This window comes from Rhizobium sp. R339, assembly GCF_002211395.1.
Lineage (GTDB): Bacteria > Pseudomonadota > Alphaproteobacteria > Rhizobiales > Rhizobiaceae > Rhizobium.
Window position 1 is genome coordinate 123,120 of record NZ_LOKV01000005.1, and the last position, 21,137, is coordinate 144,256.

14 protein-coding genes and 1 pseudogene are annotated in these 21,137 nt (G+C 63.1%); 12 read left to right on the top strand and 3 right to left on the bottom strand.

Translation table 11 applies throughout. From position 1 onward, the window contains the following. The first annotated feature begins 135 nt into the window (after positions 1-135). The 12 genes and pseudogenes from ATY76_RS09455 (at position 136) to ATY76_RS09515 (ending at position 14,493) form a co-directional block, all read left to right on the top strand. Positions 136-384 carry a hypothetical protein gene (locus ATY76_RS09455; protein ID WP_088674499.1) on the top strand — a complete coding sequence of 83 codons (249 nt, stop codon included), beginning with the start codon at positions 136-138 and terminating at the stop codon, positions 382-384. A gap of 54 nt (positions 385-438) precedes the next feature. Continuing rightward, positions 439-1,110, top strand: coding sequence for a response regulator transcription factor (locus ATY76_RS09460; RefSeq protein ID WP_088674500.1), 672 nt, complete (start codon positions 439-441; stop codon positions 1,108-1,110). Further along, positions 1,100-2,503, top strand: a complete 1,404-nt coding sequence (locus ATY76_RS09465) for a HAMP domain-containing sensor histidine kinase (protein WP_088674501.1) — start codon at positions 1,100-1,102, stop codon at positions 2,501-2,503. Before ATY76_RS09460 ends, ATY76_RS09465 begins: the two co-directional genes overlap by 11 nt. A gap of 118 nt (positions 2,504-2,621) precedes the next feature. Then, positions 2,622-3,047 (top strand): hypothetical protein, encoded by a 426-nt coding sequence (locus tag ATY76_RS09470; RefSeq protein WP_088674502.1) that lies wholly within the window; start codon positions 2,622-2,624, stop codon positions 3,045-3,047. A gap of 67 nt (positions 3,048-3,114) precedes the next feature. Beyond that, positions 3,115-4,279: pseudogene (gene ccmI, locus ATY76_RS09475) on the top strand (c-type cytochrome biogenesis protein CcmI). Then, positions 4,276-4,758, top strand: coding sequence for a cytochrome c maturation protein CcmE (gene ccmE, locus ATY76_RS09480; RefSeq protein ID WP_088674504.1), 483 nt, complete (start codon positions 4,276-4,278; stop codon positions 4,756-4,758). The pseudogene ccmI and the gene ccmE overlap by 4 nt, the downstream one beginning before the upstream one ends. Further along, a complete protein-coding gene (locus tag ATY76_RS09485; RefSeq protein WP_088674505.1) occupies positions 4,755-6,749 on the top strand; it encodes a heme lyase CcmF/NrfE family subunit in 1,995 nt (664 codons plus the stop codon). Before ccmE ends, ATY76_RS09485 begins: the two co-directional genes overlap by 4 nt. A gap of 164 nt (positions 6,750-6,913) precedes the next feature. Next, positions 6,914-7,411 (top strand): cytochrome c-type biogenesis protein, encoded by a 498-nt coding sequence (locus ATY76_RS09495; RefSeq protein WP_190233624.1) that lies wholly within the window; start codon positions 6,914-6,916, stop codon positions 7,409-7,411. A gap of 177 nt (positions 7,412-7,588) precedes the next feature. Further along, on the top strand, positions 7,589-9,166 hold the full coding sequence (locus ATY76_RS09500; protein WP_088674506.1) for a Do family serine endopeptidase: 1,578 nt from the start codon (positions 7,589-7,591) through the stop codon (positions 9,164-9,166). A 76-nt stretch (positions 9,167-9,242) separates the two neighbouring features. Then, positions 9,243-9,989 (top strand): response regulator transcription factor, encoded by a 747-nt coding sequence (locus ATY76_RS09505; RefSeq protein WP_088674507.1) that lies wholly within the window; start codon positions 9,243-9,245, stop codon positions 9,987-9,989. Further along, positions 9,986-11,398 (top strand): HAMP domain-containing sensor histidine kinase, encoded by a 1,413-nt coding sequence (locus ATY76_RS09510; RefSeq protein ID WP_088674508.1) that lies wholly within the window; start codon positions 9,986-9,988, stop codon positions 11,396-11,398. The genes ATY76_RS09505 and ATY76_RS09510 overlap by 4 nt, the downstream gene beginning before the upstream one ends. Before the next feature lie 137 nt (positions 11,399-11,535). Next, on the top strand, positions 11,536-14,493 hold the full coding sequence (locus ATY76_RS09515) for a bifunctional [glutamine synthetase] adenylyltransferase/[glutamine synthetase]-adenylyl-L-tyrosine phosphorylase (protein ID WP_088674509.1): 2,958 nt from the start codon (positions 11,536-11,538) through the stop codon (positions 14,491-14,493). Here ATY76_RS09515 and ATY76_RS09520 read toward each other — a convergent pair. From ATY76_RS09520 to ATY76_RS34445, 3 genes are all read right to left on the bottom strand, one after another. Next, positions 14,490-16,799: an ATP-binding protein gene (locus ATY76_RS09520; RefSeq protein WP_088674510.1), complete on the bottom strand. Its 2,310-nt coding sequence runs from the start codon at positions 16,797-16,799 to the stop codon at positions 14,490-14,492. The two genes, ATY76_RS09515 and ATY76_RS09520, sit on opposite strands and share 4 nt — an antisense overlap. A gap of 192 nt (positions 16,800-16,991) precedes the next feature. Continuing rightward, complete coding sequence (gene pepN, locus ATY76_RS09525; protein WP_088674511.1) at positions 16,992-19,640, bottom strand: aminopeptidase N; 2,649 nt, start codon at positions 19,638-19,640, stop codon at positions 16,992-16,994. Positions 19,641-19,827: 187 nt separating this feature from the next. After that, positions 19,828-20,934 (bottom strand): methyl-accepting chemotaxis protein, encoded by a 1,107-nt coding sequence (locus tag ATY76_RS34445; protein ID WP_088674512.1) that lies wholly within the window; start codon positions 20,932-20,934, stop codon positions 19,828-19,830. Between the last annotated feature and the right edge of the window lie 203 nt (positions 20,935-21,137).

A 21,137-nucleotide genomic window follows, 5' to 3' on the forward strand; every position in this document is an offset into this window, starting at 1 on the left:
TTCAGCGGCTGAAATCGGCGATCGCCAAAAGGCGAGAACGGTTCTAAATACCCTGCATTACAGCGCATTCATTTGCCATTCAGGTCGCGTGAGTACATATTCGCAGCAAGTTGGATTACCTTGAAAGCATAGCACATGGCCTTTCCTCTGAGCGTCGCAGCATTGGCCGCCGGACTGGTGGTATCGGCGCCCTCACCGGACGCCGCGGAAACATTTGTCGTGCGGGTGGCGGGCGATTGCAGCGCCGCCGCAGCCCAGGTCGTAGAGCAGACGGGCGGCCAGTTGCTGTCTGTGCAACCGGTGGGCGATACCTGCATCATCACCGTTCTCGTGCAGGGGAACGGCCAGCGTCCACGCAAAGTGACGGTAAAGGTTCCGATGTAAGCGGAATCGGCTTATTCAGGACATGATCGATTTGAAGCGGACGAAGGCGGACCGATGCGCATTCTGGTAGTCGAAGACGACGTCAATCTGAACCGGCAGCTTGCCGACACGCTGAAGGAGGCGGGCTATGTCGTCGACCAGGCGTTCGACGGCGAAGAGGGCCATTACCTCGGCGATACCGAACCCTATGACGCCATCATCCTCGATATCGGCCTGCCCGAGATGGACGGTGTGACGGTGCTCGAAAAATGGCGCGGCGCCGGCCGCGGCATGCCGGTGCTGATCCTGACGGCGCGCGACCGCTGGAGCGACAAGGTCGCCGGCATCGACGCCGGCGCCGACGATTACGTCACCAAGCCGTTCCACGTCGAGGAAGTGCTGGCGCGCATCCGGGCGCTGATCCGGCGTGCGGCCGGGCATGCCTCGTCCGAGATCGTCTGCGGCCCTGTCCGGCTCGATACCAAGTCCTCCAAGGCAACGGTCAACGACACGGCGCTGAAATTGACCTCGCACGAATATCGTCTTCTTGCCTATCTCATGCATCACATGGGCGAGGTGGTCTCGCGCACGGAACTGGTCGAACACATGTACGACCAGGATTTCGACCGCGATTCCAACACGATCGAGGTCTTTGTCGGCCGCCTGCGCAAGAAAATGGGCGTCGATCTGATCGAAACGGTGCGCGGTCTCGGCTACCGTATCCAAGCGCCGAAACATGCGAATTAAGTCGCTCACCGCACGTGTGCTGCTGTTGACCACGGTCTGGTCGACGGTAGCGCTTGTGGTGATCGGCCTGCTGATCTCCACGCTGTATCGCAAGAGCGCGGAGCGCGGCTTTCAGGACCTGCTGCGGGCGCAGCTCTATAATGTCATCAATTCGGTGACGATCGGCGACCAGGGCGCGCTGAGCGGCAGTCCGCAGCTCGGCGACTTGCGCTTTGCCCAGCCGAAAACCGGCTGGTATTGGGTGGTGGAACCGCTCGGTACCTATACGACCGCGCCGCTGGTATCGCCCTCGCTCGGTTCGGCGCTCATTCCGGTTCCCTCCGTCGTCGAGGCGCCCTTCGACAAGAATTACGAGCGCTACTATCAGGTAACCGATGCCTCTGGAAACCGCGTGCAGGTGGCAGAAACCGAAGTGGTGCTCGATACCGACGGCCGCGCGGCGCGTTTCCGCGTCACCGGCAATGTCGACGTCGTCGAAGACGACGTGCGCACCTTTTCCCACAGTCTCTATCTGGCGCTTGCCGGCTTCGGCGTCGGCAGCCTGATCGTCAATGCGCTGGCGATTCTCTATGGCCTCAAGCCGCTCGACAAGGCGCGCGCTGCCTTGGAGCGCATCCGCGCCGGCGAAAGCGAGCAGCTGAAGGGCGATTTCCCGCGGGAGATCCTGCCACTCGCCAACGAGGTGAACGCGCTGATCGACAGCAACCGCCGCATCGTCGAGCGGGCGCGTATGCAGGTCGGCAATCTCGCCCATTCGCTGAAGACGCCGATCGCCGTTCTGCTGAACGAAGCGCGGGTGCTGGAAAAATCCCATGGCGAACTGGTGCGCAGCCAGGCGGAATCCATGCAGGGCCAGGTGCAGTCCTATCTCAACCGGGCGCGCATCGCCGCACAACGCGAATCCGTGCTCGCCCGCACCGATGCCGAGCCGGCGCTGGAGCGGCTGGTGCGCGTGATGCGCCGGCTGAACGTCGACACCCAATTCGATCTTACGGTCTCGCCGCCGCATCTTGCCGTCGCCATGGAGCAGCAGGATCTGGAGGAGACGGTCGGCAATCTGCTGGAAAATGCAGCGCGTTTCGCCAAGAGCCGCGTACGGCTTTCTGCCATTGAGGCCGGCGAGGATGTGAAAGGGACGGAGGCGAGCGCGCGCCGCCACTGGGTGGAACTCGCCGTCGAAGATGACGGGCCGGGCCTGGAGCCGGATCAGATCCGGGAAGCGCTGAAGCGCGGCCGCAGGCTCGATGAAAGCAAGCCCGGAACCGGCCTCGGCCTGTCGATCGTTACCGAGATTTCCAACGAATATCAGGGGCGGCTCGAGCTTTCCCGCGGCGAATGGGGCGGGCTGAAGGCGAAGCTTATCCTGCCCGGCGTCACAAAGGATGTTGCATGAGCAACTGCTTGATGTCACAAAGATAGTGGCGATTGCATAGCATGCTTTGCCTTAATGCTGACACGGGGACGCTGCACTTCGATCGGCTGATTTTGACCTCTGATCGTGGTTCGACGCAATGATTTTACGCTCGCAAGGCATGATCGTTTCAGCCCTTTTCGTCGCCGTTGCGCTATCCGGCTGCACGACGACGAAGGGCGCCGCTTCGCGCGGCATTTTTTCGGGCAAGCCTCCGGCTTCGGCCACTTTCATTACTGCGCTCCAGGGCGGCATCGTCGGCCGCAGCGGCGTGAGCCTGAGCGACAGCGATAAGCAGCGGGCGCTCGAGGCGGAATATCGGGCGCTGGAAGGTGCGGCCGTGGGCCAGCCCGTCCTCTGGACCGGCAAGGGCGTCAGCGGCAAGGTCGTTGCGGCAGCACCCTATCAGGTCGGTTCGCAGAACTGCCGGCAATATACCCACACGATCACCGCCGACGGCAAGGAAACGGTAGCGCGGGGCGCTGCCTGCCGCAATGAAGACGGCACATGGTCGCCGCTGGGCTGAGGTGGCTTTCAGTCCATATTGCGGCGAATAGCCTCAAATCTTCGTCATTCCGGCTTTGGCAGTTGGAATAGCGGCGCGCTTCACGTATTTGGGCCGATATGCTGTTCTGGATTCTCGTTGCCGTTCTGACGGCAGTCGTCGCCGCCATCCTGATCTACCCCCTTCTGCGCGGAGCGAAGGCGGCGGAGGATAGCCGCGCGGGCGAGGCGGCGGTCTATCGCGACCAGCTGCGCGAACTCGATCGGGATGTCGACAGCGGCCTGATCACCCCTGAAGAAGCCGATTATGCCAGAGCGGAAATCGGCCGGCGGCTGATCGCCGTTTCTGCCGATGAGCCCGCTGAGAAGCCGAAGCCTGCACGGCATCACCGTTTCACGGAAGTCTTCGTTCTTTTGCTCCTGCCCGTTCTCGGGCTCTGTCTTTATTTGACGACGGGCAGGCCGGACCTGCCGTCGCAGCCGCTGGAAGCGCGGCTGGAAAATCCCGGCACCGATGTGGCCATGCTGATCGCCAAGGCGGAGCGGCATCTCGTACAAAATCCCGATGACGGCAAGGGCTGGGACGTGCTGGCGCCGATCTATTTGCGCACGATGCGGGTCGATGACGCGCAGGCTGCCTACCGCAATGCCATCCGCATTCTTGGCCCGAGCCCCATTCGGCTCGATGGTCTGGCTGAAACGCTGATGGCGGTCTCCGACGGTGTGGTGACGGAGGAGGCGCGCCAGGTCCTCGAACAGTCGCTGACGCTGGAGCCGGACAATCCGCGGGCGCGCTTCTATATTGCGCTGAGTCTGGAGCAGGCGGGACGGCGTGACGAGGCCCGTCAGGCCTTTGAGGCGCTGGCAAAACAATCGCCCCCCGATGCGCCCTGGCTGCCGCTCGTCAGCGAGCATATTGCCATGAACGGCGGTGCGCCGGCCGCCAATCCGGCTGCTCCCGGCAACCCAACCGAGGAAGATGTGGCGGCGGCGGAGGGCATGAGTGCTGGCGACCGACAGCAGATGATCCGCGGCATGGTCGAAAGCCTCGATGCCAAACTCAGCCAGGATCCGAGCAATTTCGAGGGATGGATGCGGCTTGTCCGCTCTTACGCCGTTTTGAACGACAGGGATCGCGCAGCCGGCGCGCTGAAGCGCGGGCTTGCAGCATTTCCGCCGGCCGGTGAACAGGGCAGGCAGTTGCTGGCGCTAGCCAGGGAGCTCGGCATAGCCACGGAAGGAATGACGGAGTGACCCGCAAGCAGAAGCGCCTAGCCGTGATTGGTGGCGGGATGGGTTTCATCCTTGCAGCAGTGCTCTTGGTGATGTTCGCCTTCAGCCAGTCGGTGGCCTATTTCTACATGCCGGCGGATCTGGCGAAGACGCCGGTGGCGCCGGAAACCCGCATCCGGCTCGGCGGCCTAGTCGGTGAAGGCAGCGTCGTGCGCGGTGCCGGCTCGACCGTGGAATTTGCCGTCACCGACGGCAGCGCCAATGCGGTGAAGGTCAAATATACCGGTATTCTTCCCGATCTCTTCCGCGAAGGCCAAGGTGTGGTCACCGAGGGCATGTTTTCATCGGGAACGAATCTCTTCATCGCCGACACCGTGCTCGCCAAGCATGACGAGACCTATATGCCGAAGGACGTCGCCGACCGGCTGAAGACCCAGGGGTTGTGGAAGGAAGGCGAGGGCGCAGAAGGCCAGGGGCAGGAGGCGAAAGCGACGCAATGATCATCGAGATCGGCCATTACGCGCTGGTGCTGGCGCTGGCGACGGCGCTCATTCTTTCGATCGTTCCTGTCATCGGCGCGCGCCGCCATGACCGGGCGATGATGGATGTGGCCACCGTCGGTTCGCTGGTAATGTTCCTGCTCGTGAGCTTCGCCTTCGCGGTTTTGACCTACGCCCATGTCGTCTCCGACTTCTCGGTCGAGAATGTCTGGGAGAATTCGCACTCGCTGGTGCCGCTGATCTACAAATATTCCGGCGTCTGGGGCAATCACGAGGGATCGATGATGCTCTGGCTTCTGATCCTGACGCTGTTCAGCGCGCTCGTCGCCATCTTCGGCCGCAACCTCCCGGAAACGCTGAAGGCCAATGTGCTTGCCGTCCAGGCCTGGATCTCGGTCGCCTTCACGCTCTTCATCCTGCTGACCTCCAATCCCTTCCTGCGGCTCGATCCGGCGCCGGCCGAGGGCCGCGACCTCAATCCGGTGCTGCAGGATATCGGCCTCGCCATCCATCCGCCGCTGCTCTATCTCGGCTATGTCGGCTTCTCCGTCTGTTTCTCCTTCGCGGTGGCGGCTCTCCTCGAAGGTCGTATCGACGCCGCCTGGGCGCGCTGGGTCAGGCCCTGGACGCTCGCCGCCTGGACCTTCCTGACGCTCGGCATCGCCATGGGCTCCTATTGGGCCTATTACGAGCTCGGCTGGGGCGGCTGGTGGTTCTGGGATCCGGTGGAGAACGCCTCCTTCATGCCGTGGCTCGCTGGCACGGCGCTGCTGCATTCGGCGCTCGTCATGGAAAAGCGCGAGGCGCTGAAGATCTGGACGGTGCTGCTTGCCATTCTCACCTTCTCGCTGTCGCTGATGGGCACTTTCCTGGTGCGCTCCGGTGTGCTGACCTCCGTGCATGCCTTCGCCAGCGATCCCTCCCGCGGCGTCTTCATCCTTTGCATCCTGTTGATCTTCATCGGCGGCGCGCTGTCGCTCTTCGCCTTCCGCGCGCCGCGGCTCTCGGCCGGCGGGCTGTTTGCGCCGATCTCGCGCGAGGGTGCGCTGGTTCTCAACAATCTGATTCTGACGGTAGCCTGCGGCACGGTGCTGACCGGCACGCTCTATCCGCTGCTTCTGGAGACGATTACCGGCGACAAGATCTCCGTCGGCCCGCCCTTCTTCAACATGACCTTCGGCCTGTTGATGGCGCCGCTGATCGTCATCGTGCCCTTCGGACCGCTGCTCGCCTGGAAACGCGGCGATCTGCTCGGTGCCCTGCAGCGGCTCTATGTCGTGGCGGGGCTGGCCTTTGCGGCGGCTGTGATCCTCTTCTACATCGAACATGGCGGGCCGGTGCTCTCCGTGCTCGGGCTGGCGGCCGGGCTGTTCCTGATCCTTGGTGCGGCCGCCGATCTCTGGTATCGCGCCGGCATCGGCAAGGTCGCCATCGGCGTTGCCTGGCGCCGTCTTTCCGGCCTGCCGCGCTCGGCTTTCGGGACGGCATTTGCCCATGCCGGGCTCGGCGTCACCGTGCTCGGGATCGTTGCGGTCACGACGTTCCAGAGCGAGCACGTCATCGAGATGAAGCCGGGGCAGACGGCGGAAGCCGGCGGCTACAGCCTGCATTTCGACGGCATGCAGCCGGCAACCGGGCCGAACTACAGCGAGGAGCGCGGCCACTTCACCATCCGGCGCGCTGGTATCGCGGTTGCCGAGACCTGGTCGGCCAAGCGCCTTTACACCGCCCGGCAGATGCCGACGACGGAAGCGGGCATCGTGACATTCGGCCTCAGCCAGCTCTACGTTTCGCTCGGTGACGCCACCAATGACGGCGGCATCGTCGTGCGCATCTGGTGGAAGCCCTTCATCCTCTGCATCTGGGGCGGAACCCTTCTCATGGCCCTCGGCGGTTTCATCTCGCTGTCCGACCGGCGCCTGCGCGTCGGCGCGCCGCGCAGAAAGGCCAAGGCGAAGCCAGCAGCACCCGCGATGGAGCCGGCGGAATGACCGACGCTTCCTCCTCCTCATTCCTGTGCTTGTCACAGGAATCCAGCGCGCCCAAGTCCTTGGGCGCAGGAGACTCTTATTCGCCAAAAGGTCTATTCACGGCGCCGACGCGCCGTGGCTGGATTCCTGTGACATCCCTCGGGCGGAGCCCTGAGGACACAGGAATGAGGGAAGGAGAGGTTCGGCGCGTCTCACAAGGGTCGCGGCTGCTCTCCTGGTTTTTCCTTGTTCTCTTCATCCTTTTCACACCCTTCTCCGCCTTCGCCGTCAATCCAGACGAGGTGCTGGCCGATCCCGCCCTTGAAGCACGCGCCCGGACACTTTCGGCGGAATTGCGCTGCATGGTCTGCCAGAACCAGTCGATCGATGATTCCAACGCCGATCTCGCCAAGGATCTGCGCCTCTTGGTGCGCGAGCGCATCAAAGACGGCGACAGCGACGATCAGGTGTTGAACTATATCGTCTCGCGCTACGGCGAATTCGTGCTGCTGAAGCCGCGCTTCAATATCAAGACGGTGCTGCTCTGGGGGGCGCCGGTGCTGCTGGTCATTGCCGGCGGCTTGTCGCTGCTGGTCTTTGCCCGTAAGCGGGTTGGCAAACCGACGGGAAGCAAGCTGACGCCGGAAGAACAGGCGCGGCTGAGCGAGCTTCTGGATAAGTGACGCCGAAGCCGCAATCCTTCGTCGTGATGCTCGGATGCGGGCAAGCAAAGATCTCAAACATTACGAACTTTTCATTGGGCGGACAGTTCGCAGTAAGGTGCGGCGTCCTATATCTTCAGTCATCGACTGATCCGGCGCTGCCGGTCTGAAGATTTAAGAACAAGAGAAGGTGCTCCAATGCTCAAGAATTTCAACGGACGTCCGTCCCTCGCCACCGTGCTCAAGGCGTCTACTGTCGCCGGTATCGCGGCCGCTGTGCTCGCAACTGGCGTTCCGCTCGAAATTACCCGGTCCTATGCTGAAGCCGTCAAGGTTCAAGCGCCCGCGGTTCCGAGCTTCGCCAACGTCGTCGATGCCGTTTCGCCGGCTGTTGTTTCCGTTCGCGTCGAAAACCGCGTCAATCCCGTCGCCGACAACAATGACGGCTTTTCCTTCGATTTCAACGGCCGCGGCTTCGACGATCTTCCTGACGATCACCCGCTGAAGCGGTTCTTCCGGCAGTTCGGTCAGGACCCGAACGACCAGCAGGGTCATTCGCGCCGCTTCGGCCAGGGCCCGAATGGTCCCGGCGGCAAGGGTCGTCTGCGTCCGGTCGCCCAGGGCTCCGGCTTCTTCATCTCCGAAGACGGCTATATCGTCACCAACAACCACGTCGTTTCCGATGGCCAGGCCTTCGTCGCCGTCATGAATGACGGCACCGAGCTCGACGCCAAGCTGATCGGCAAGGATCCGCGCACCGACCTCGCCGTGCTGAAGGTCGACGGCAAGGGCAAGAAGTTCACCTACGTCAACTGGGCCGATGACAACAATGTCCGCGTCGGCGACTGGGTCGTCGCCGTCGGCAACCCCTTCGGTCTCGGCGGCACGGTGACGGCCGGCATCGTCTCGGCCCGTGGCCGCGATATCGGCTCCGGTCCCTATGACGATTACCTGCAGGTCGATGCCGCCGTGAACCGCGGCAACTCCGGCGGCCCGACCTTCAACCTCAGCGGCGAAGTCGTCGGCATCAATACCGCGATCTTCTCGCCCTCGGGCGGCAGCGTCGGCATCGCCTTCGCCATTCCGGCCTCCACCGCCAAGGATGTCGTCGCCGACCTGATGAAGGACGGCCAGGTCTCGCGCGGCTGGCTGGGTGTCCAGATCCAGCCGGTGACCAAGGACATCGCCGAATCGATTGGTCTTTCCGAGCCGAGCGGCGCGCTCGTCGTCGCCCCACAGGCAGGATCGCCCGGCGACAAGGCCGGCATGAAGGCCGGCGACGTCGTGACCGCTCTGAACGGTGAAACGGTCAAGGATGCGCGTGATCTCAGCCGCCGCATCGGTGCGATGCAGCCGGGCAGCAAGGTCGAGCTTTCGGTCTGGCGCGGCGGCAAGGCCCAGTCGCTCACCGTCGAACTCGGAACGCTGCCGGCCGACCAGAAGGATGCGAATGCCGATGACGACAACCAGCCGCAGCAGCCCCAGGCACCGGCCTCCGAAAGGGCGCTTGCCGATCTCGGCCTGACGGTCGGTCCTTCCGATGACGGCAAGGGCCTGGCGATCACCGGCATCGATCCGGACTCCGACGCCGCCGACAAGGGCATCAAGGAAGGCGAAAAGATCACCTCGGTCAACAATCAGGAGGTCTCCAGCCCCGACGATGTCGTCAAGGTCCTGAACCAGGCGAAGAAGGACGGCCGCACTCGCGCGCTGTTCCAGATCCAGTCCAGCGAAGGAAGCCGCTTCGTAGCGCTTCCGATCAACGGCCAGGGCTGATCTCCCCGGGAAACTGGAGCCGTGCGGGCGAAAGTCCGCACGGCTTAATTCATCTGACCTTTGAAGGACGATCTCGATGAGCGCCGCCCCGCAGGAACATGCTTTGAGCCTTGCCGAAACGCAGCCGGCGGGTAATGTCGGCCGCATGAAGATTCTCATCATCGAAGATGATCTCGAAGCCGCGGCCTACCTCACGAAAGCCTTTCGCGAGGCGGGCATCGTCGCCGATCACGCCAGCGACGGCGAGAGCGGCCTGTTCATGGGATCGGAAAATACTTACGACGTCATCGTCATCGACCGCATGCTGCCGCGCCGGGACGGCCTCTCCGTCATCAGCGAATTGCGCCGCAAGGGCATTCATACGCCGGTCCTCATCCTCTCCGCTCTCGGCCAGGTCGACGACCGCGTGACCGGCCTTCGCGCCGGCGGCGACGATTATCTGCCGAAGCCCTATGCCTTCAGCGAGCTGTTGGCGCGCGTCGAAGTGCTCGGCCGCCGCAAGGGAACGCCGGAGCAGGACGTCGTCTACCGCGTCGGCGATCTCGAACTCGACCGGCTTTCCCACGAGGTGCGCCGAGGCGGCAAGGAAATCCCGCTGCAGCCGCGCGAATTCCGCCTGCTCGAATATCTGATGAAGAATGCCGGCCAGGTGGTGACCCGCACCATGCTGCTCGAAAACGTCTGGGACTACCACTTCGATCCTCAGACCAACGTCATCGACGTGCATGTCTCGCGCCTGCGCTCGAAGATCGAGAAGGACTTCAGCCAGCCGCTCCTGAAAACCATTCGGGGCGCGGGGTACATGATCAAGGATGAGGGATGAGCCGCTTCCGGGTTCTCTTCAAGTCCACCGCAGTCCGCCTTTCGGCACTCTATATCCTGCTTTTCGCCATCTGCGCCGCAACGCTCGTCTTCTATGTGACGGCGATGTCGGAGCGGCTGCTGACGGGCCAGATCCGCGACGCCGTCAAGCAGGAGGTGGAGCAGGTGCAGCGCGCCTATGACGCCGGCGGAATGAACCTTCTCCTGCGCACGATGGAGCGGCGCGCCCGCCAGCCCGGCGCCAATCTCTACATCATCGCCGGCCCCTCCGGGGATATCCTTGCGGGCAACGTCGCATCTGTCCAGCCGGGTGTTTTCGAGGAGATCGGCTGGACATCGGCTCCCTTCGCCTACCAGCGCTATACCGACGGCGGCGGCGTCGAGCGCCGCCATAAGGCCATCGCCAATATTTTCGTGCTCGACAACGGCTTGAGAATCCTGATCGGCCGCGACCTTGGCGACCCGGAGCGGTTTCGCCTGCTGGTACGCCAGGCGCTGATGGTTGCCTTGGCGATCATGGGGCTCGGCGCGATCATCATCTGGTTCGGCATCGGCCGCAACGCCCTGAAACGCATCGATCGCATGTCGGATGCGAGCAAGAAGATCATGGCCGGCGACCTCTCGCAGCGCCTGCCGGTCGGTGGATCCGGCGACGAATTCGACCGGCTGTCGATGTCGCTGAACACCATGCTCGAACGCATCGAGAAGCTCAACGAGGGTCTGCGGCAGGTTTCCGACAATATCGCGCATGATCTCAAGACGCCGCTGACGCGGCTGCGCAACAAGGCGGCCGATGCGCTCGACATGAGCGACGGCGATACCCGGCGCGCAGCGCTGGAAGGCATTATTTCCGAATCGGACCAGCTGATCCGCACTTTCAACGCGCTGCTGATGATCTCCCGGGTCGAGGCCGGATCGGTCGCGGCGGAGATGTCGCCGGTGGAGCTCTCGGCCATCGTCGCCGACAGCGCCGAGCTTTACGAGCCGGCGGCGGAGGAAGCCGGGCTTGGCTTGAGATCCAGCATCGAGCCGGATGTCGAGGTGCTGGGCAATCGCGAGCTGATCGGTCAGGCGATCTTCAACCTGCTCGACAATGCCATCAAATATTCCTCCGACACGGAAGGAGCAGGCGAGGTGACGTTGAAACTCGCCCGGCACCCGGACGGGATCTGCCTTTCGGTGGCCGACCACGGACCGGGCGTTCCGGCCGACAGGCGTGACGACGTGGTGAAACGCTTCGTTCGCCTCGACGAAAGCCGCACCAAGCCCGGCACCGGGCTCGGGCTTTCGCTTGTTGAAGCGGTGATGGAACTGCACAATGGCCGGCTGGAACTCTCCGATACCGATCCCGGCAAGCCCGAACAGCGCGGCCTGACCGTCAGCATGATCTTCCCGGCCAAGGCTGCCTGATTTTTCCGCCGAAATCCGATCGGCTGAATCGCGTATTGGCGGTTTGCCGCCGGGGCTCTAGTTTATTGGCGATCGAAGGAGGTGCTCCCGCGATTCTGCGTGGACGGCGTCCTTCAGCGGTAAGACAGGGAGAGCGCATGCTGACGAAATCGACGCATGGCCTGAAGGATGTGGCCGAAGGACTGCTGCGTCCGCTGAGCCAGACGGAGCTGAAGCTGGCGCTGGCCGACCTCCAGGAGGCCGGTAAAAGCGAGCCGTCGGTGGCCGCGATGCTGAAGACGGAGGGGCCGCTGCGTGATTTCATCGCGGCCGTGCTGACCCTGTCGCCCTATCTGCGCGAAATCGTCAATCTCGATCCTGCCGTGCTGGCGGGCGCCGTCAGCGAACCGCTGGAGCCGCAGATCGAGGCGTTGGTGGCCGAGGCGCGCGGCTGCTGGCAGCCGGACGGCGAGGGAACTGCACCCACCGAATCCGCGGTGATGAGCAGGCTGCGCATCATCAAACGCAAGGTGGCCTTCCTCGTGGCGCTTGCCGATCTCTCGCGTATCTTCGACGGGCGGGTGACGACAGCCTGGCTGAGCAGGCTTGCCGAGGCTTCGGTCGCTGCCGCGATCGACCATCTGCTGCTCTCCGCGCATGAGGGCGGAAAGCTAAAGCTGCGGGATCCGGCGAAGCCGAGCGAGGGCTCGGGGCTTATCGTGCTCGGCATGGGCAAACTCGGCGCATCCGAACTCAACTATTCCTCCGATATCGACCTCGTCGTCTTCTTCGACGAAGAGGCCGGCATCGTTCCCGACCCGGATGATGCGATCGAGATCTTTCCCCGGATGATGCGGCGGCTGGTGCGCATCCTGCAGGAGCGTACGGCGGACGGTTACGTCTTCCGCACCGATCTCCGGCTACGCCCCGACCCCGGTTCGACACCGCTCGCGATTCCCGTCGACGCGGCGATGATCTACTATGAGGGCAGGGGGCAGAATTGGGAGCGGGCGGCCTTCATCAAGGCGCGCGCCGTGGCCGGCGACCTCACGGCAGGCGGCGAATTTCTGCGCGGGCTCGCCCCCTTCGTCTTCCGCAAATATCTCGACTATGCGGCGATCGCCGACATCCATTCGATCAAGCGGCAGATCCATGCGCACAAGGGTCACGGCGCAATCGCGGTGAAGGGCCATAACGTCAAGCTCGGCCGCGGCGGTATCCGCGAGATTGAATTCTTCGTCCAGACCCAGCAGCTGATCGCCGGCGGCCGTATGCCGGCGCTGCGCAGCAGGGGAACGGAAGAAACGCTTGGCGAACTCACCAAAGCGAAATGGATCGACGCGGAAACCCGTGACGAATTGACGGAGGCCTACTGGTTCCTGCGCGATGTCGAGCACCGCATCCAGATGGTCCGCGACGAGCAGACCCACTTGCTGCCGGAAACCGATGCCGATCTGAAGCGCATCGCCTTCATGGCGGGATTCACCGATACGCCGAGCTTCGCCGAGCGGCTGGTCGGCGTATTGAAGACGGTGGAGCGACGTTATGCCCAGCTCTTCGAACAGGAGAGCAAGCTTTCCGCTGAAACCGGAAATCTCGTCTTCACCGGCCAGGGCGACGATCCGGATACGCTGGTGACCCTGAAGAAGCTCGGCTTCGACAGACCCTCCGACATTTCCCGCATCATCCGCACCTGGCACTACGGCCGCTACCGCGCGACGCAATCGGTGGAAGCGCGCGAGAGGCTGACCGAGCTGGCTCCGGAGCTCCTGCGCGTCTTCGGTGAAAGCAAACGCGCCGACGAGGCGCTGCTGCGCTTCGACAGTTTCATCTCCGGCCTTCCCTCCGGCATCCAGCTCTTCTCGCTGCTCGGCAGCAACCAGGCGCTCCTGTCGTTGATCGTCAACATCATGTCCTCAGCGCCGAAGCTGGCCGAGGTGATCGCCGCCAAGCCGCATGTCTTCGATGGCATGCTTGACCCTGGTCTGATGGCCGAACTGCCGACACGCGATTATCTCGGCGAGCGGCTGAAAGGTTCGCTCGTCCAGGCGCGCCACTATGAGGAAGTGCTCGACCGGCTGCGCATCTTCGCCGCCGAACAGCGCTTCCTGATCGGCATCCGCCTGTTGACCGGCGCGATCAACGGCGCGATGGCCGCGCGCGCCTTCACCCATCTGGCAGACCTCATCATCGCGGCGGCGCTCGATGCCGTGGTCAGCGAAATGCGGACCGCGCATGGCGCTTATCCCGGCGGGCGCATTGCCATTGCGGGCATGGGCAAGCTCGGCAGCTTCGAGCTGACGGCGGGTTCCGATATCGATCTGATCCTGCTCTATGATTATGACGGCACCGCCTCCGAATCCGATGGGGTAAAGCCGCTCGATGCGACGCGCTACTTCACCCGCATCACCCAGAGGCTGATCGCCGCCCTGTCGGCGCCGACCGCCGAAGGTGTGCTCTACGAAGTCGACATGCGGCTGCGCCCCTCTGGCAACAAGGGTCCGGTCGCCACCCGCATCAATGCTTTCGGCAAATATCAGCGCGAGGAGGCATGGACCTGGGAGCATATGGCGCTCAGCCGCGCCCGGCTGATCTCAGGCGACGGCAGCCTGATCGCCGAGGCGGAACATATCGTCCGGGAGGTGCTGACTTCAGATCGCGATATCGCCAAGGTGGCGCGTGACGTGGCCGAGATGCGCGATCTGATCGAAAAGGAAAAGCCGCCTTCCGGCCCCTGGGACCTGAAGCTGATGCCCGGAGGCGTCATCGATCTCGAATTCATCGCGCAATATCTGGCGCTGATTGCGCCGACGAGGGGCGTCGGAATCGCCGTAAATGGAATGAGCACCGGCGAGGCCCTGAAGGCGCTCGGTGACAGGCTGATGCCGGCGGCCGATCTCGACATCTGCCTAGAGGCCTTCGCGCTCTACACCAGCCTTTCGCAACTGATCCGCCTCTGCATCGACGGCCTGTTCGACCCGAATGACGCGCCGGCCGGCCTCATCGAGCTCGTCTGCCGCGCCGGTGACTGCCCCGACATCAGGACGCTGGAAGGGGAGGTGAAGCGGCTTTCGAAGGCGGTCAGGAAGATATTCCTGACGACGGTGAAAGCCTAGACGTCATCCGGAATACGCAGCGAGATCACCGTGCCCACCGCTTCACGGGAGCGGATCTTCATGCGTCCGCCATGCAGCGAGGTCAGCGAGCGGGAGATGGCAAGCCCGAGGCCGGAGCCGCCCTTGCTCTTGGCATACTGGCTCTGTACCTGCTCGAAGGGCTGGCCGATCTTGGAGAGCGCCGAGCGCGGGATGCCGATGCCGGTGTCGGCAATGGTGACGAGGACGGCGCCGTCAATGCGGCGTGTGCGCACCGCGATGCGGCCGCCATTGTCGGTGAACTTCACCGCATTGGAAAGCAGGTTGAGAAGCACCTGTTTCATCGCTCGGCGGTCGGCCGTCAGCGTCAGGCCGGAGGAGATGCGCTGGTCGATGACGATGTTCTTTTCGGCGGCCGGAATGGCGGTGAAGCGCAGGCTTTCCTCGATCAGCGGCACGAGATCGATCCGCTCGCGGTGCAGCTTGAGGTGACCGGCTTCGATCTTCGACATGTCGAGAATGTCGTTGATGACGTTGAGCAGATGTTTGCCGCTGTCGTGGATATCGCGGGCATATTCGTCGTATTTCGCCGAGCCGAGCGGCCCGAACATCTGGTTCTGCAGGATTTCGGAGAAGCCGAGGATGGCGTTGAGCGGCGTGCGCAGCTCGTGCGACATGTTGGCGAGGAATTCCGATTTCGCCTTGTTGGCCGCCTCGGCGCGGTCCTTCTCCGCCTGGTAATTGGCGTTCGCCGTCGAAAGCTCGGATTTCTGGATCTCCAGCGTCTGGCGCGAGGCGGAAAGATCGCCGATCGTCGCCATCAGCCGGCGTTCGGATTCGCGCAGCCGCTCCTGATGGCGTTTCATCAGCGTGATGTCGGTGCCGACCGAAACCCTGCCGCCGTCGCGGGTGCGTCGTTCGTTGATCTGCAGCCAGCGCTCGTCGGCAAGCTGCACTTCCGTCGTGCGCGAATAGCCGGAGCCATCGGCATCGGCGATCCGCCGCTCGATGACAGGGCGGGCGGCGGCGGCATTGACGATCGAGCGCTCGGTGCCGGGCACCAGCACACTGTCCGGCAGGCCGTAAGCTTGCTGGAAGTGCGTATTGCACATGACCAGCCGATCATTCTTGTCCCAGAGCACGAAGGCCTCGGAGGTGCATTCGATGGCGTCGGCGAGCCGCTGGTCGGCTTCCGCATAACGCTGGGCGAGCCGATGCTGCTCGGTCACGTCCATGGCGATGCCGATCAGGTGCATGCGGCCGGAATTGCTGCGGATCACCTGGGCGCGGGCGCGCATCCACACATAGTGGCCGCCGGCATGGCGCATGCGGAAGATCTGATCGACCTGGCCGGAGTGGCCATTGGCGATGGCACGCGCGATCTCGTAGAGCCCGCCATCATCGGGGTGCATCAGCCGCGCGGCCTCGCCGAAGCCCATCGTCTTGTCGGAGCCCGGCAGGCCGAGCATGTCGTACATCGAGCGAGACCAGAAGAATTCGCGGTTCTCAAAATCGAAATCCCAAAGGCCGCAGCGGCCGCGCGACAACGCCGTCTCGACGCGCAGGTTCGATTCCAGGAAGATGTCGTCGGCGTCGCGTGCGCGCTTCACCTGCGTGTAATAGGCATAGAGGATGACGAGCAGGATCGAGGAAATGCCGGCAAACAGCGTCACATTGAGCGCTAGCTCCTCGCGCCAGAGCCGGCCGACCTCCTCGAGCGAGGTGGCGGCGACGATATAGCCGCCGGCATTGCCCACCAGCGTGATCTCGGCATAGTGCGGCACGCCGCCGATCGTCGTTTCGATGACGCCGGCCCGATCGCCGAAACGGCGGATCGCCGAAACCTCAGGAAAGAAATCGCCGACGTTGTTGCCGACATGCGGGAGCCCGGCGGTCGTCGCCGCAAAAACCTTGCCGCTTGCCTGCACGAGCAGCACGAAAGCGCCGTTGTCCAGCCGGTCCTGAGGCAGGTACTTGGCGAGGCGGGCCTGCGCCTTGCCGATATCGCCGCTGTCGAATATCTCTGCCGCATCGTCAAACACGGCGGCGGCGGTCGCTGCCGAAAGTGCCGTGGCATGGCGAGCCGAGGATTCCAGACGCGTGTATTCGCTCATCATGCCGAAGAAATGCGAAGCGGCGACGACGGAGAGGAAGGCGACGATCAGAGCCGGAATGGCGCGCTTCAAGGCAAGCTCGGCCTTCGGCAGGTGACGAAGAAGCGGCTCCGATTTTGCCTGACCGGAAAGGCTGTCGCGCCAGGCTTTCAGCCCGCCAAAATCGACACGCAGCCGTCCTCCGGCCACGGTTGCCCGCCGCACGTCCATCATCTCTTCGCCTTGTCCCTCGTGTGATTCGCGCGCCGCTCGCTCGAACCTGACCTAGAGAATCATGGGTGATTCGCCTTGTCCAGAGGCAAAGGTAAAAATCCGTTAACTATTTATATTCTCGTGTTTTTCGGGTGATTCGAATCACTGGCCGACCAGCCGCCGCACTTCAGCGTCGCGGCTGGTCGAATGAAACTACCCTTTAAGCGTGCGTTCGACGATATCGCGCACGTCGGTTGAAAGAGCAGTAGATCGCTCGATCTCGGTGAGTGCGGCGCGCGCATGATCGGCGCGCACCGGTTCCAGCGCGCGCCAGGAACGCATGGAGGTGAGAATGCGTGCGGCAAGCTGCGGGTTGCGCCCGTCGATATCGAGAATCTGGCCGGCGAGGAAACGGTAACCTTCGCCGTCGGCGCGGCCGAAACCGGTCGGATTGGCAAAGGCGAAGGTGCCGACTAGCGAACGCATGCGGTTGGGATTGGTCCGCTTGAAGAGCGGATTGTCCATGAGGGCGCGGACCCGCTCCAGGGTTTTCGCACCCGGAATCCCGGCCTGGATCGCAAACCACTTGTCGATGACGAGCGCATTCTCCGCAAAACGCTGACGGAAGGCGGCCAGCGCTTCGTTCGTCTCCGCGCTGTCGGGGAAACGATGGGCGAGGATCGTCAGCGCATGGCTGAGATCAGTCATGTTGTCGGCCGCGTCGAAAGCGGCCTTGGCGCGGGCCGGCGTCTGTTCGGCATACGAAAGATAGGTCAGCGCGCTGTTGCGAAGGGCGCGCAGGCCGGCGCTCTTGGCGTCCGGGCTGAAACCGCCGGATGCCGTCGTCGCTGTATGGAGCGCGGCAAAGACGCCCTTTCCGGCATCGGCGATCTGCTTCAGGATCGCCTGACGGCCGGCATGGATGGAGTCGGGATCGTTGTTGCCGCCGAGTTCGCGGGCGATGTCGGATTCGCTCGGCAGCGCCAGTGCCTGGGCCCGGAAGGCAGGCTCGAGCCTCTCGTCGGCGGCGGCCGCGATCAATGTTTCGATGAAGGTCGCCTCGCAGACGACAGGCTTGCCCTCGCGGGCGTCGCGGGCCGCTTTCAGCAGGTTCGGCAGCGCCAGATCGGTCAGGGCCTGCCAGCGGGCAAAATGATCCGTCTCATGGCGGGCGAGATGCGCCAGATCGGCCGGGCTCTGGTCGAAGTGAAGGCTGATCGGCGCCGAAAAGCTGCGGTTGATCGAAACGACCGGCCGTGAGCCGATGCCGTGGAACACCACCGTCTGCGTGCGGCCGGTCAGGTGCAGCACGTCGTCGGTATATTCGGCGCCCTCGACCGAGGTCGGCTCGATCTTGCCGCCGTTTTCGCCGAAGAGCGCGAGGCTCAGCGGAATATGCATCGGCTCTTTGTTCGCTTGGCCGGGAGTGGCGGGCGTCATCTGCTCGAGCGACAGGGTGAAGCTGCCGGCTGCCGCATCATAGCTGCCCGATGCGGTGACGAGCGGGGTGCCGGCCTGGTGATACCAGAGCGAGAATTGTTTCAGGTCGCGACCGCTTGAATCCTCGAAGCATGTGACGAAATCCTCGATCGTCACGGCTTGGCCGTCGTGACGGTCGAAATAAAGATCCATGCCCTTCTTGAAGCCATCCTTGCCGAGCAGCGTCGCGATCATGCGCGTGACTTCGCTGCCCTTCTCGTAGACGGTCGTCGTGTAGAAATTGTTGATTTCGCGATACTTCGTCGGCCGAACCGGGTGGGCGAGCGGACCGCTGTCCTCGGGAAACTGCTCCGATTTCAGATGGCGCACTTCGGCGATGCGCTTGACCGGACGCGAGCGCTGGTCGGACGAGAACTCGTGGTCGCGGTAAACCGTGAGACCTTCTTTGAGGCACAGCTGGAACCAGTCGCGGCAAGTGATGCGGTTGCCGGTCCAGTTGTGGAAATATTCATGCGCGATGATCGCCTCGATATTGGCGTAGTCGGCGTCGGTCGCGGTCTCGGGATCGGCAAGGACGTATTTATCGTTGAAGATATTGAGGCCCTTGTTCTCCATCGCGCCCATGTTGAAGTCGGAGACCGCGACGATCATGAAGATGTCGAGATCGTATTCGCGCCCGAACCGCTCTTCGTCCCACTTCATCGAGCGTTTCAGCGCGTCCATGGCATAGGCCGCGCGCGGCTCCTTGCCGTGCTCGACATAGATCTTCAGCACCACCTCGCGGCCGGACATGGTCGTGAACGTGTCTTCGACGACGCCGAGATCGCCGGCGACGAGGGCGAAAAGATAGCTTGGCTTCGGATGCGGATCGAACCAGGCGGCGAAATGCTTGCCGGGGCCGTAGCCGGCGCCGCCGAGGAAGTTGCCGTTCGACAGCAGCAGCGGGTTGGCGTCCTTGTCGGCGATGATGTTGACCGTGAACGGCGCAAGCACATCGGGGCGATCAGGGAAATAGGTGATGCGGCGGAAGCCTTCCGCCTCGCATTGGGTGCAGTAGATGCCGCCGGTGCGGTAGAGGCCCATCAGCTGCGTATTGGCCTCAGGGTTGATGATCGTGGTGATCGTCAGCTCGAAGGGGGCACTTTCCGGCAGATCGCGCACGGTCAGGCTTTCCGGTGTCGCGTCGTAGCGTGAAGGATCCAGTTCCACCTGGTCGAACAGCAGCCCCGACAGCGTCAGTTCATCGCCGTCGAGAACGATCGGCGCCAAGGGGTCGGCGCCGGGGCGGCGGTGAAAGATGAGACGTGCCTCGACCTTCGTCTCCGTCGGGTCGAGTTCGAAAGTCAGGTCCACGCGTTCCAGCACGAAGTCGGTGGGACGGTAATCTGCCAGATGAATGACCTGGCCGGTATCTGTTCGCATGGTGTTTCCTGAAGACCGTTATTGGACACTGCGGAATACAGAGGCGGGCGCACTCTGCCATAAATTTGCCGGGCATGATTACATTAAAGTCTGAACTAAAGTTAAAGCAAATTGCCCGCGAACACGAAGTTCGCGGGCAAAATATCTTATTTCAAACTGATGAAGTCAGCGCCCGGAAGAAAGGCCGCTATTTCAGATTGAGCGCCGCCTTGATCTCCGCGTCGCTGTCCGTCCGCTGCACGACCACGCCGTACCAGCCGAGCCCGTCATAATCCTCGTAGCCGAGGGTGCGCGCGAAGGCGACGATGGAGCCGTTATTGTCATAGTAGCTGCCTTTTGCCTGGCCCGAGGGATTGGCGAGCGCGAAATGGGAAAAGAGCAGGGCGGGATTGGTGGTGGCGATGACCCTGCTCTTGCCGTCGAGCAGCATGACCGTCGTCTTTTCCGCCAACTGCGGCGGCAGGTTCGCCTCTTTCTCGACGATCGCCTGGCCCTGGTTCTGCCAGTCGAAATAGACGCCGAGCGTGCCGATCAGCTTTCCGTTCAGTTTGCCGCCTTCGCGGATGCCTGTGGCATAGACGAGCGCATGCCTGTTGTTATGGAGCGGGCTCGCCTTGACCTCGTCGACGATATAGGCGTCGCCGGAGGCGCAGGCCGAAGCGGCGCGGAACCACGGATCGCCGGCAAGGCTCGTGCTGGCGATCTTGCGCTGGAAATCGGGATTTGCGGATGCGATGACCTTGCCCGAAAGGTCGGTCATCACGAGATCGAGATAGACGGTATAGAAGCGGTTGATGGCGCCGAGCCGCTCCGCCGCAAACGCGACTGTGTCTCGGCCGGGCTCCTGCAGCGCATGCCAGAGCGCCGGATCCGTCGCCCACCAGCGCACGTCGGCGGTGCGCTCGAAGAGATTGCGGACGATGAGCTGCACCAGCGTCTGAGCAAGATCGGTGAGGCGGACGCCCTCCATCTCCTCGACCAGCGAATCGGCCATGGCGCGGCTGAGGCCGATGCGGCCGAGCACGTTGCTCTCGAACCTGCCGGTGATGTCGGTGGCGATCTGCGCCAGCCGCTGCACCTCATTGGCAACGACCGCAAAGCCCTTGCCGGTCTCGCCGGCTCTTGCCGCTTCGATCAGCGCGTTGATCGCCAGCAGTTTGATCTGCTTGACGATATGGGTGTTGTCGGCGCTGAACCGCTCGAGATCGATGCTGATGCCGTCGGTGACGATGCGCATGGAGCGCGGCGTCGCGTTCTGCGACTGGGCAATGGTTTCTGCGCTGAGCGGCTTCATCAGATGATCCTGGACGGTCGGGCAATCGTTTGGCGGTGAAGAAAATTTCTAGATAAGCGTGGGAAAACGATGCTTGGCTATGGTTTTCAATTGGTTAACGAGGCGCGCCGAGTGCTGAACATTTTAGGGGGAAATAGCCCAAGGGAGAGAATTTCAGCGCCATAGGCGCGGCCGGGCTTGCGGCGGGAGGCGATTTTACGATT

Coding starts and splice junctions, on each gene's coding strand:
- ATY76_RS09455 (WP_088674499.1), top strand. CDS start 136: ATGGCCTTTCCTCTGAGCGTCGCAGCATTGGCCGCCGGACTGGTGGTA.
- ATY76_RS09460 (WP_088674500.1), top strand. CDS start 439: ATGCGCATTCTGGTAGTCGAAGACGACGTCAATCTGAACCGGCAGCTT.
- ATY76_RS09465 (WP_088674501.1), top strand. CDS start 1,100: ATGCGAATTAAGTCGCTCACCGCACGTGTGCTGCTGTTGACCACGGTC.
- ATY76_RS09470 (WP_088674502.1), top strand. CDS start 2,622: ATGATTTTACGCTCGCAAGGCATGATCGTTTCAGCCCTTTTCGTCGCC.
- ATY76_RS09485 (WP_088674505.1), top strand. CDS start 4,755: ATGATCATCGAGATCGGCCATTACGCGCTGGTGCTGGCGCTGGCGACG.
- ATY76_RS09495 (WP_190233624.1), top strand. CDS start 6,914: ATGAGGGAAGGAGAGGTTCGGCGCGTCTCACAAGGGTCGCGGCTGCTC.
- ATY76_RS09500 (WP_088674506.1), top strand. CDS start 7,589: ATGCTCAAGAATTTCAACGGACGTCCGTCCCTCGCCACCGTGCTCAAG.
- ATY76_RS09505 (WP_088674507.1), top strand. CDS start 9,243: ATGAGCGCCGCCCCGCAGGAACATGCTTTGAGCCTTGCCGAAACGCAG.
- ATY76_RS09510 (WP_088674508.1), top strand. CDS start 9,986: ATGAGCCGCTTCCGGGTTCTCTTCAAGTCCACCGCAGTCCGCCTTTCG.
- ATY76_RS09515 (WP_088674509.1), top strand. CDS start 11,536: ATGCTGACGAAATCGACGCATGGCCTGAAGGATGTGGCCGAAGGACTG.
- ATY76_RS09520 (WP_088674510.1), bottom strand. CDS start 16,799: ATGATGGACGTGCGGCGGGCAACCGTGGCCGGAGGACGGCTGCGTGTC.
- pepN (WP_088674511.1), bottom strand. CDS start 19,640: ATGCGAACAGATACCGGCCAGGTCATTCATCTGGCAGATTACCGTCCC.
- ATY76_RS34445 (WP_088674512.1), bottom strand. CDS start 20,934: ATGAAGCCGCTCAGCGCAGAAACCATTGCCCAGTCGCAGAACGCGACG.